Raw genomic sequence first — 5,845 nt, 5'->3', positions numbered from 1 at the left:
GCTTCGCGGGGGGGCGGGGGGGGGGGGCCGTTATCCCCCCCCGGCCCCCCCCCCCGCGCGCTCGGTGCCCTGCTGAGCGGTCGCCGTGAGCGGTTACTCCCACTCCACCGTCAGCGTCGCGCCGGTTCCCGACCGCAGGAAGATGTACGCCGTCGACGCCGGTGCGTTGAGCAGACGCAGCCGTGCCTGGGTGACGCCCGTACGGTTCACCGAGGTGAAGTCGCCGGACGCCTTCGTGCCCGAGGAGAAGGCGCCGAACTCCGCCGCCGCGCTCACCGAGGCGGCCGCGGCCCAGTCGTCCGTGCCCGTCGCGCAGGACGCGCCGAAGCAGCCGGTCCTGATGTCCAGCACCAGCCGGTTGCCCGCCGCCCACGGGTCACCGCTGCCGCTGGCGCGCGCCACCGTCACATACGCCCGCTTCACCGTCGCCCCGTCCGGCAGGGACGAGGTGTCGAACGAGAAGAGGGCGCGGTTGTGCAGTGCGTCCGTACCCCGTCCGACCGCCACACCGAGGCTGCCTTCGAGTGTGCCGACGGAGGGTCCCCCGCCGGTCGCCGACGCCTTCACATAGCCGTCGTCCGCGCCCACGCTCGGGAACACCGCGGTACGCGGCGGCTCCTCCTCCCCGGGATCTCCCGGATCGCCGGGATCCCCCGGCTCCTCGGGCGTTCCGCCGCCGCCCAGACCCCAGAACTGCCCGATGCGGTACGAGGCGCAGAGGTTGACGTCGAGGATGTACGCGCCCGCGGTGCCGCACTGCTCCGCCCCCGTGCCCGGGTCGACCGGCTGGCCGTGCCCCATGCCGGTGAGCGAGTACGTCTCCACCACCGCCCGTCCCGCGCCGTCGCGGTACACCGCGTGCGGATAGCCGGCCACGGTGTCGGTGGTGTCGGCCGTGGCGTCCGTGCCGTGGACGGCGGTCCACTGCTCCACGGTCTCCCTCATATTGGCGGGGACGACCGTCGTGTCACCGGTGCCCTGCCAGACCGAGACCGACGGCCGGCGCCCGGTGTAACCGGGGTACGCGCCAAGGACCTTGTCCGCCCAGGCGGCCGGTGTCAGATTCGTTCCCGGGTTCATACAGGTGTAGGCGGCCAGCACACTGGTCGCGCAGGCGTAGGGCAGTCCCGCCACCGGCGCTCCCGCGGTGAAGACGTCGGGGTAGGCGGCGAGTACGACATTGGTCATCGCGGCCCCCGCGGAGAGCCCCGTCGCGTACACCCGTGCCGCGTCGCTGCCCAGATCGGTCTTCATCCGGTCCGTCATCTGCTTGATCGACAGGGCCTCGCCCGCGCCCCGCCCGATGTCCCCGGATTCGAACCAGTTGAAGCAGGAGTTGAGATTGTTCCCGGACTGCTGCTGCGGCAGCAGAAGCGCGAAGCCCCACTGGTCGGCCCACTTGGTCCAGCCGGTCTCCGCGTCGTACGCGGCGGCCGACTGGGTGCAGCCGTGCATCGCCACGACAAGGGGGCGGCCCGCGGGCAGACCGTCCGGCACATAGCGGAACATCCGCAGATTTCCGGGGTTCGAACCGAAGCCGGTGACTTCGGTGAGTGACGCGGCCCGTGCGACGGGCACGAACCCGGGCCCGCCCACGCCGAGCAGGGTGACCAGCAGCGCGAGCAGCAGTCCGGTGGTGGAAAAGCGTCTCGTGCGAGGTGTGCGGGTTCGATGCATGGCGGCTCCTTCGAGGCGTCCCCCCTCTGGTGAGTACGGAGAGTAGGGCCGCTCGCACACCGTGGAGCACGGGCCGGACCACCATCAATCCGCCGGAGCGGTGGGGCCCGGCCATATGGACGGCCGGGCCCTGTCCGGCCGATCTTCACGGGCCCGTCCGCCGATGGATGGCGCTGCCACGCATGACGTCTACCGCGAAGGGAATATCAGTGAGAAGGGCCGATTATCCGGATATGTAAATATTCGCGGAAATTGTCCGAAAGTTGAGATGCGGATGGACGACACGCGTGGCGTGCCCAACGGGGAGGTGTCGGCGGGGGCCGGAGGGGTCGGATGGGCCACGGCGACCGTCGACGCCCGCGGCGTCGTCGTGCGCTGGAGCACGACCGCGGAGCAGGTGCTCGGCTACGCGCCCGTCGAGATCGTGGGACACCCGGCCGAGGGACTGCTCCAGGGCACACTGCCCGCCTCCGGCCGGCGGGCGCTGGCCCGCCACGAGCCGTGGAGCGGCCGGATCGCCGTACGCCACAGGAACGGCGGCCCCATGGACATGGATCTGCTGGCCTGCCCTCTCGGTGACGGCGACGGGGCGGGCCAGTGGCTGCTCGCGACGGCGACGGAGCCCCGCTCCGCCCGTGACGCCGATCTCACGGAGCGGTCGTTCACCCAGGCGGTGCTTCCGATGGCGATCCACGACCTGGATCTCCGGCTGCTCCGCGCCAACCACGAGATGTGCCGGATAGTCGGCCTCACGGAGGAAGAGATGCGGGGACGACGGTCCGGATTCCTGACGGAGAACCGCAGGGACGCCGAGGTCGAGAGGCCCATGCGACGGGCACTGCGCACCGGCGAGGCCGAGACCGCGCTCACCTTCCGCCGCGCGGCGGGCGAGCACCATGAGCGCGCCTGGACCGTATCGCTCTCGCCGCTCGCCGACGAGGACGGACGGATCAGGGCGGTCGCCGTGGCGGGGCTCGAAATCAGTGAGGAGTACCGGGCCCGTGAGGGACTCGCCCTGCTCAACGAGGCCGGTCTGCGGATCGGGACCACCCTGGATGTGACCCGTACCGCCGAGGAACTCGCGAGCACGCCCCTGCCCCGGTTCGCCGACTTCATCAGTGTCGACCTGCTGGACTCCGTACTGCGCGGTGACGAGCCGGCGCCCGATCCGCTCACCGGCGATGTACGGCTGCGCCGTGTCGCGCACCGGTCCGCCCACCGGCCCGGCGTCCCCGAGGCGGCTGTCGCCGTCGGCGACATGGACAACTACCCCGAGTACTCGCCCCCCGCCCGCTGTCTGACCACCGGCCGGGCCGTCCTCACCGGCCCCTGGGACACCGAATACACCCGGTGGATGACGCGCGACCCGAAGCGCGCCGCCAACTGTCCGCGTTTCGGCGTCCAGTCGGTCATCGCGGCGCCCCTGGTGGCCCGGGGCAACATCCTGGGGGCGGCCCTGTTCTGCCGCAGCGTCAACCCGGAGGCCTTCACCGAGGAGGATTTGCTGCTCGCCGAGCAGCTCGCGGCCCGTGCCGCCGTCTGTATCGACAACGCGCGGCGGTACACACGCGAGCGCAGCACCGCCGTCACCCTGCAACGCAGTCTGCTGCCACGCGGACTGCCCACGCAGTCGGCCGTGGAGGTCGCGACCCGCTACCGGCCCGCCGACTCCGAGTACGGCGTGGGCGGCGACTGGTTCGATGTCATTCCGCTCTCCGGCTCACGGGTCGCCCTGGTGGTGGGCGATGTCGTCGGCCACGGCATTCACGCCTCCGCCACCATGGGCCGGCTGCGTACCGCCGTGCGCACGCTCGCGGACATGGACCTGCCGCCGGACGAACTGTTCACCCATCTCGACGATGTGGTCGTACGGCTCGCCTCGGAGAACACCGACACGACGGCCGACGACGCCTACGTCGGCGCGAGTTGTCTCTACGCCGTCTACGACCCCGTGTCCCGCCACTGCTGCGCGGCCCGCGCCGGGCATCCGCCGCCCGTGCTGGCCAGGCCCGACGGCACGGTCGAGGTGGTCCGGCTGCCGGCCGGTCCGCCGCTGGGCCTGGGTGATCTGCCTTTCGAATCGGCGGAGTTCGAGATCCCGGAGGGCAGTCTGCTCGCCCTCTACACCGACGGACTGATCCAGACCCGTGAACATGACGTCGGCTCCGGTATCGAGGTGCTCAGCGACATCCTGAGCACCCCCGCCCCGTCGCTGGACTCCATCTGCGACTCCGTGCTGCGATCCCTGTTCTCCACGCGTCCTGTCGACGATGTCGCCCTCCTCGTCGCACGCACCCACGCGCTCGACGACGGCCAGGTGGCCACCTGGGAGCTGCCGGCCGAGCCGTCGCTGGTCGCCGACGCCCGTGAACGGGTGACGGGCCAGCTCGTCTCCTGGGGTCTTGAGGAACTGACCTTCAGCACGGAGCTGGTGGTCAGCGAGCTGTTCACCAACGCGATCCTGCACGCGGGCGGCCCTGTCCGGCTACGGCTGATCCGCGATCGCACCCTGATCTGCGAGGTCTCCGACAGCAGCACCACCGCCCCGCACATGCGCCGGGCCCGGGTGTTCGACGAGGGCGGACGGGGACTGCTGCTGGTGGCCCAGCTCAGCAAGCGCTGGGGTACGCGCCAGATCCCCACCGGCAAGGCCATCTGGGCCGAACAGGCCCTCCCCGTCGCCTGATCCGTACGGTCGCCGGTGGTGTGGCGCGCTGCGCCATTCGGCCGACGCCGTCCGAGCGGCTCGTGTGTCGTGGCCGAAGGACGGGTTTTCCTCCCGGAAGGACGGGTTTTCATACATCGCGTACACCTCTGTCCGCGACCGAATCCGTCATTCCAAGGAGAACGCATGCGCCTGCGCACGCGCTGGGCACCGGCCGCCCTTCTGCTGCTCGTCCCTCTGCTCAGCGGTACCGACGCCATGGCCGGGCCCGGCGGGGACCGTGTTCCGGTGGAACGTTCCGCCCGGGGGGTCCCGCACCAGTACATCGTCACACTGAAGCCCACGCTCTCCCCGGCCGACGCGGTACGGCGGCTCGGGCTCGATCCTCTCTTCACCTACGAGACCACCCTGCGGGGATTCGCCGCCGTCCTCACCCCGTCCCAGCTCGGGGTGGTACGCGCGCTCCCCGGGGTCGCGGCGGTCGAGGAGAACGGCCGCGTCTCGGTCACTCCGCCCATGACCCGAAGGCCGCCCGCGCGAACCAGGGGCGCCGTCGCGAGCTGGGGGCTCGACCGGATCGACCAGCGGAAGCTGCCCCTCGACAACGACTTCACCGTGACCGGTACGGGCAGTGGTGTCACGGCGTACATCGTCGACACCGGTATCGAGACCGCGCACAGCGAGTTCGGCGGCCGCGCCACCGTCGGCTTCGACGCCATCGGTGACGGACGCGTCGGACAGGACTGCAACGGCCACGGCACCCATGTGGCGGGCACCACCGGCGGCGCGACCTACGGCGTCGCACGCTCGGCCTCCCTGGTCGCCGTCCGCGTACTCGACTGCCGGGGCAACGGCACCTGGGCCGGCATCCTCGCCGGATTCGACTGGATCGCCAAGAACGCCAAGGGGCCCGCCGTCCTCAACGCGTCCCTGGGCGGACCTTCGTCCAAGGCGGTCGACGACGCGGTCGACGCGATCGCCGCCCGGGGCGTCCTGCCCGTGGTTGCGGCGGGCAACGAGTCCGTGGACGCCTGCGCGGTCTCGCCGGCGGGCGCCGGGCAGGTGGTCGCCGTGGGCGCGACGGACAGACAAGACCGTGAGACCGAGTTCAGCAACTACGGTGAGTGCGTGTGGACTTATGCTCCCGGCGCCGCCATCGTCTCCGCCGGACTCGGCGGGGGAGCCGTCGCGCAGAGCGGTACCTCCATGGCGAGCCCGCATGTCGCCGGGGTCGTCGCGCTCTACAAGGAGCAGCACCCGGACGCGAGCCCGAGGGACATCGCGCTCTGGCTCGCCGGTCAGTCCAGCAAGAACGTGCTGACACCCATCAGCAAGGGCTCACCCAACCGTCTGCTCCACACCGGCGGACTCTGACCGGCGGACTCCGAGCGCCGGACTTCGGCCGCCGGACTGCGAGCGCCGGACTTCGGCCACCGGACTCCAGCGGCACGGCGGGGGCGTCCGTCTCCTCCCCCGTGCGCCGCCGCCGGTCCCGTCCCGGAC

3 protein-coding genes are annotated in these 5,845 nt (G+C 71.5%); 2 read left to right on the top strand and 1 reads right to left on the bottom strand.

From position 1 onward, the window contains the following. Positions 1-93 precede the first annotated feature (93 nt). Positions 94-1,677 (bottom strand): extracellular catalytic domain type 1 short-chain-length polyhydroxyalkanoate depolymerase, encoded by a 1,584-nt coding sequence (locus tag ACWGDX_RS39140; RefSeq protein ID WP_453633566.1) that lies wholly within the window; start codon positions 1,675-1,677, stop codon positions 94-96. A gap of 274 nt (positions 1,678-1,951) precedes the next feature. Between ACWGDX_RS39140 and ACWGDX_RS39135 the strand changes: the two genes are divergently transcribed. After that, positions 1,952-4,363, top strand: a complete 2,412-nt coding sequence (locus ACWGDX_RS39135; RefSeq protein WP_453633564.1) for a SpoIIE family protein phosphatase — start codon at positions 1,952-1,954, stop codon at positions 4,361-4,363. Positions 4,364-4,528: 165 nt separating this feature from the next. After that, positions 4,529-5,716 (top strand): S8 family peptidase, encoded by a 1,188-nt coding sequence (locus ACWGDX_RS39130; protein WP_453633562.1) that lies wholly within the window; start codon positions 4,529-4,531, stop codon positions 5,714-5,716. Positions 5,717-5,845: the final 129 nt, after the last annotated feature.

This window comes from Streptomyces sp. NPDC055025, from assembly GCF_053608565.1.
Note: the sequence above shows the minus strand (reverse complement) of the source record. Positions and strands in the feature narration are given on the sequence as shown.

Coding starts and splice junctions, on each gene's coding strand:
- ACWGDX_RS39140 (WP_453633566.1), bottom strand. CDS start 1,677: ATGCATCGAACCCGCACACCTCGCACGAGACGCTTTTCCACCACCGGA.
- ACWGDX_RS39135 (WP_453633564.1), top strand. CDS start 1,952: ATGGACGACACGCGTGGCGTGCCCAACGGGGAGGTGTCGGCGGGGGCC.
- ACWGDX_RS39130 (WP_453633562.1), top strand. CDS start 4,529: ATGCGCCTGCGCACGCGCTGGGCACCGGCCGCCCTTCTGCTGCTCGTC.